At 38.5% G+C, this 1,805-nt stretch carries 1 protein-coding gene; it reads left to right on the forward strand.

Annotated elements, in window-relative coordinates:
* Window positions 1–119 precede the first annotated feature (119 nt).
* A complete protein-coding gene (locus INF28_RS12650; protein ID WP_226393811.1) occupies window positions 120–1,400 on the forward strand; it encodes an IS110 family RNA-guided transposase in 1,281 nt (426 codons plus the stop codon).
* The last annotated feature ends 405 nt before the right edge of the window (window positions 1,401–1,805 follow it).

The following is a 1,805-nucleotide window of genomic DNA, read 5'->3' on the forward strand; positions in this document are numbered from 1 at the left end:
AGGAGCATTCCTGTTAAGTAACAAAAATGAGGTTTGACAAAAAGGAGTTCACTCCCTTAGAATGTAACACAGGGTCAAAGCCCTAATAAAAAGAAATCCACTAAGGGAGGAACTCTAAGATGAGTATAACACAGAATGAGAAAATAAGTCAAGTAAAAAATACAACTTTGGTTGTGGGAATTGATATTTCGAGCGAAACGCACTATGCCCGTGCCTTTGATTGGCGTGGTTTGGAGCTTTCAAAAATATTCAAATTTGAAAGTACAAGTTATGGATTTGAAAACTTTTCAGAATGGCTGGCTGAAATCTGTAAGACCAATCAAAAGGATAATATCATAATAGGCGCAGAGCCTACGGGACATTACTGGTTCACTCTTGCTGAATACTTGAAAGAACACGATATCAAATTTGTGTTTGTCAATCCCATGCATGTCAAACGCACAAAGGAGCTTGATGACAATCATCCGAGCAAGAACGACAGAAAAGACCCAAAAGTGATTGCAAAGCTGGTAATAGAGGGCAGATATTTAATACCGTACATTCCGGAAGACATATATGCTGAACTTCGTATTATGAACGAAAACAGAATGCGTATAAACAGGGAAATGATTGCGATAGAAAACCGTATCAAAAGATGGTTTGCAATATATTTTCCCGAGTACAAAAATGTATTTGGAAATTGGGAATGCGACAGCAGTATTGAGGTATTGATAAATGCACCATTGCCTGCGGATGCGGTTAATATGGGAGCTGAAGCCATAAATGGGTTGTGGCGTGCAAAGAAAATCCGTGCTGTCGGAATGAAAAGAGCCAATCTTTTAGTGGAAACAGCAAAATCAAGTGTAGGTGTTAAGCATGGAGCAAGTGCTGCAAGATGTGAAATATCAATGCTTATTGAGGATTATCTGAGAAAAAAGGAGCAAATGCAAAGAGTTGTCGAGATACTTGAAACGCTTTGTATTCAAGTTCCGAATGCAGAAAAATTGTTAAATATCAAAGGTGTAGGCATATTGACGGTGGCAAGCTTTTTTGGCGAGGTTGGAGATATTAGACGCTTTGACTCTCCGAAACAAATCCAGAAGCTTGCAGGACTTGCAATAACCGAAAACAGTTCCGGCAAGTATAAAGGGCGGTCATGCATAAGTAAACGCGGAAGAAAACTATTGAGGTATACACTGTTTCAAGCCGTGATGTCAATGACGATGCACTTACCGGAATTCAGGGAATTGCATCGATACTACACAACAAGAGACAAAAATCCGTTAAAGGGAAAACAATCAAAGATTGCATTATGCTGCAAGGTAATACGCATATTCTATGCTTTGCTAATAAAAGGTACGGAATATGACAGTCAAAAGCTGATGAAAGACATTATCAGACCGGAACCGATGGCAGCGTAAGAAAAAGTAAAAAATCTTAACAGGGAAAGCGTCCTCAAAAGAGCCTGGGAAGATTTACAACGAAGAAGAAAAATAATGAGCAGGTAGTCGGTGCTTGATATTGTCCATCAGAGCAAAGACTCGGAATAGGAGCATAAACCGGCACCACATTATGGATAAGCGGAACGAAGGAATTTAGGGCAAAGACCCTGTTAGACATGGGAGGTTAAGCTGCTATAAGTGAAGTGGGATACCAAAGTGCCATTCATAAAAAGTAACGACGCTTTGATTTTTGTATCCATTTTACTCAAAAATCGTACTGAAATCAATCAGATACAATGATTTTATCCATAAACTCATTATGAAACTTTTGAAATTGTAAGAAAAACGGAGAAAATTAAAGAAAAACTAAGATTATATAGGGAG

This window comes from Ructibacterium gallinarum, assembly GCF_014982785.1.
GTDB lineage: Bacteria > Bacillota > Clostridia > Monoglobales > Monoglobaceae > Ructibacterium > Ructibacterium gallinarum.